Genomic DNA, 3272 nt, shown 5'->3' with positions numbered 1-3272 from the left:
CACCAGGTAATCATTCCATTTAAAGAACTCTTTTGCAGCCACAGTAACAGCCATACCAGTACAGATTACTGCTGCTGCAATCAATAATCGTCCACTGATTTTTTTTCTTTTGTATTTTTTATCAACTGAATCCGCCTGTTCAATCTGTTTTAGTGTATCTTCAAATTTATTATGAAAATCCTGTGGTACTTCCGGTGCGATATTATTCCATTTCTTCTCTAACATGACATTTTCCCCTTTCCTGTTATTCTCTTTAATTGCTTGTTGTTTTTCCCAGTTGCCGGTCTTTTCTCTTCTTCGGATAACTGCACCTTCAAAAACTCTCTTGCACGTGAAAGTCTGCTTTTGATCGTTCCTTCCGGAATATCCAGAGCCTCACTGATCTCTTTCAAGGAAAATCCTTCTAAATAATACAATGTTACCAAAACCCTCAGATCCTCCGGAAGTTCCATAATCGCCATATACAAATGACTGTATCTGTCCTCCTCAGTCATTTTCATATTGTCCATATATTCTTCATATGGAATAACATTTTTTCTTTTCCGAAGAATCCCTTTGCATTCATTGATCAATATCCTTGTGATCCATGTTCGGAAATATTTTTCTTTCTTTAAAGTGGGAAGTTTTTCATATGCCTTAAGAATTGTTTCCTGCACAACATCCCCACAATCAGAGTCATTCTTCAGAATGGACTTTGATATATGATACAGCATGGCTTCTGCATCCCGAACCTCCTTAATAAATACATCTTTTGTCATAACTTTGTCTTCTCCTTTTGTCCAGCCGGATTACTACTCATGTTTACTTTTACACTTATTAGATGCATCGGAAAGGAAATCGGTTCTCATAAAAGTATTTTTTTCCGTTGCCTCTTCCATTGCCAACGAAATATCCACTTTTTTTAATCTCTGTTCTATTTGTATTTTTTATGTAATTCCGTAATATATTCCTCTAGCCTCTCTTTGTCTTGCTCTTCACAGGCGACAAAAACAAAACACTGCTTAGATCAATCCGATATGCTTTTACTGTTTTCTCACCCAGTTTCTCTGTATATATGCAATAATTCCAGAAACGGTGCTAATTTATCCGGTAGTTTCATTTTTACTCTCTTACGTTTTTTACATTCTCCGTATTATACTACCATTTCACCAGAATATTTTCAGAAATTTTACAAACAAAAAGATGGACATAAGCAAGATCATACATGACAGAAGCACTCCTTGCATTGCCAATCAGATCCGGATTCGGATATTCATCAACGATGGATAGCAGGTTGTGTTTTGTATCCCAGCTGTCACAAGGGATGATGACATGATCTTTGCTGTGAAATTCAGGCATAACATGACTCTCACAAAGCAGTGTCCATTCAGATAGTTGGAACCGTTGTGTGCGGCCCAGTATAGATAATATCAGCAGAAATAAGGTATCTGCTGTCGGAACAAAAAAAGTTTCAAAATAGATCAAAAAATATTGCTGAAGTCTACCTATCAGTGTTTTTTCGCTGTATAATGTTTTTGCCGTACAGGGTCACTTTCCTTTGTAATGTTTTATGCCAAATTCATTATACATCAGGAAATCCTGTACGATATTTTTTTATAAAAAAGTTGTAAAGTGGTGTATCAATATCATAATTTTCTAAAATTGAAACTTTTTGCTCTTTGACAGGATATATAAGAATGTAAAGGTTAAAAGCTTTTAATTTTTGAAAATATTAAAAAGAAAGTAGGATTGATATGACAGATGAAGCAGAACTTTTGCAGCGTCTCAGGAACAGAGAAAAAAATTCAATAGATGAAGCAATCCGAATTTATACGCCGTATTTGAGTACTGTTTTGTATCATATGGCCGGCAATTCACTGCCGAAAGAGGATATTGAAGAAATTGTGGCAGATGTGTTTGTTGTACTTTGGAAGAATACCGGGAGGATAGATTTGCAGAAAGGTACATTACGGTCATATCTTGCTGCTGTTGCCCGGAATTTTGCTCTGAAACGGATAAACAGAAAGATGGATCATACATCTCTTGAAGATATTGAGCTGTCAGATGGCAAAAATTTCATGGAAGAGAATTTTCACAATAATTATGTATGGGAAACAGTTATGAGCCTTGGCGAACCTGACAGCGAGATTTTTGTAAGGCGGTATAAATTTGATGAAAAAATCAAGGATATTTCAAAAGCAATGGGACTTAATATTTCTACAGTTAAGACCAGACTTTCAAGAGGAAAAAGAAAACTCAGAAAAATGTTATCGGATGCGGAGGAAAAATTATGAGAAGAAAAAATTTGCTTAAAGAATTGGGAATACAAAAACAGGCAGATATTTCCTGCAATGCTCTTGATATTGATACAGAGAATGTCAGACAGAGAGTTTATGCAAAACTTGACTTCGCAGATACAGAAAGGAAGCAAACGACTATGAGATCAAAAAAGAAAATATTACCTTTGTTGATAGCTGCAACACTTACAATTGGAGTTACTGCTATGGCAGCAACAGGAAAGATTTCAATGTGGACAGGTTCATCTGCATCACGTGCTGATTATACATCTCTTCCAACGTCAGAACAGATTACAAAGGATATTGGGTATAGACCGGTATTGATTGATACCTTTGAGAACGGGTACTGCTTCAAAGAGGGCAATATTATAAAAAACAGTTTTAAGGATGGCAATGCAAATGTAATTGAGAATTTTAAATCTGTGTCCTTTGATTATCAGAAGAATGGAGATGTTGTATTGTTTGAACAGCAGAAATTTAACTCAAAACTTACTCCGTCAGGTGATATTATTGCCACTGTAAATGGAACAAATTTGTATTATGTACATTATATAAATAAAGTGGTATCAGATGATTACGAATTGACAGAACAAGATAAAAAAGACCAGTCCAGTGGAAAAGTTGTATTCAGTTACGATGACAGTGCTTCTCAGATTGAAGTCAGTCAGGTTCAAAGCGTTAACTGGAATAAGGATGGCATCCGGTATGATTTGCTGCAAATAGATGGAAAATTATCTGCCGGAGAACTTGCAGATATGGCGAGAGAGGTTATTAATAACAGAAGATAAAGAAAAAAAGATGGTGGATTCAGTCCGGTTCACCATCTTTTTGTAACTGTTGTGGAAATACCTGTATCGCAGCTGATGCATAATATGTTATAATTTACAGATACTCTGACCATGACATCGTATAATAAAAAATGGCGAGATGCTTATCGTAACGAGACTATGAAAAAATCTCTGTAAATAGGATTCTTCTATGATAAGAAAGGGTGAG

General features: G+C 35.6%; 5 protein-coding genes. 2 read left to right on the top strand and 3 right to left on the bottom strand.

Going from position 1 to position 3272, the window contains the following annotated elements:
* The 3 genes from G5B06_RS18395 to G5B06_RS18385 all read right to left on the bottom strand — a co-directional run.
* Nucleotides 1-225, bottom strand: a 225-nt coding sequence (locus G5B06_RS18395) for a hypothetical protein (RefSeq protein ID WP_330606760.1), incomplete at its 3' end; no start/stop codon positions are given.
* Complete coding sequence (locus G5B06_RS18390) at nt 219-758, bottom strand: RNA polymerase sigma factor (RefSeq protein ID WP_118753132.1); 540 nt, start codon at nt 756-758, stop codon at nt 219-221. The genes G5B06_RS18390 and G5B06_RS18395, both read right to left, overlap by 7 nt.
* 379 nt (nt 759-1137) lie before the next feature.
* The gene (locus G5B06_RS18385) at nt 1138-1338 is read right to left on the bottom strand and encodes a hypothetical protein (RefSeq protein WP_330606759.1); all 201 of its coding nucleotides are present in this window, start codon (nt 1336-1338) and stop codon (nt 1138-1140) included.
* A 395-nt stretch (nt 1339-1733) separates the two neighbouring features.
* Here G5B06_RS18385 and G5B06_RS18380 point away from each other — a divergent pair, with 395 nt between their 5' ends.
* The gene (locus G5B06_RS18380; protein WP_059085733.1) at nt 1734-2273 is read left to right on the top strand and encodes an RNA polymerase sigma factor; all 540 of its coding nucleotides are present in this window, start codon (nt 1734-1736) and stop codon (nt 2271-2273) included.
* A complete protein-coding gene (locus G5B06_RS18375) occupies nt 2270-3064 on the top strand; it encodes a hypothetical protein (protein ID WP_173772703.1) in 795 nt (264 codons plus the stop codon). The genes G5B06_RS18380 and G5B06_RS18375 overlap by 4 nt, the downstream gene beginning before the upstream one ends.
* The last annotated feature ends 208 nt before the right edge of the window (nt 3065-3272 follow it).

Origin of the sequence: Blautia luti (genome assembly GCF_013304735.1) — a bacterium.
Classification (GTDB): domain Bacteria; phylum Bacillota; class Clostridia; order Lachnospirales; family Lachnospiraceae; genus Blautia_A.
The sequence above is the reverse complement of the archived record's forward strand: the minus strand, read 5'-3'. Positions and strand labels throughout refer to the sequence as shown.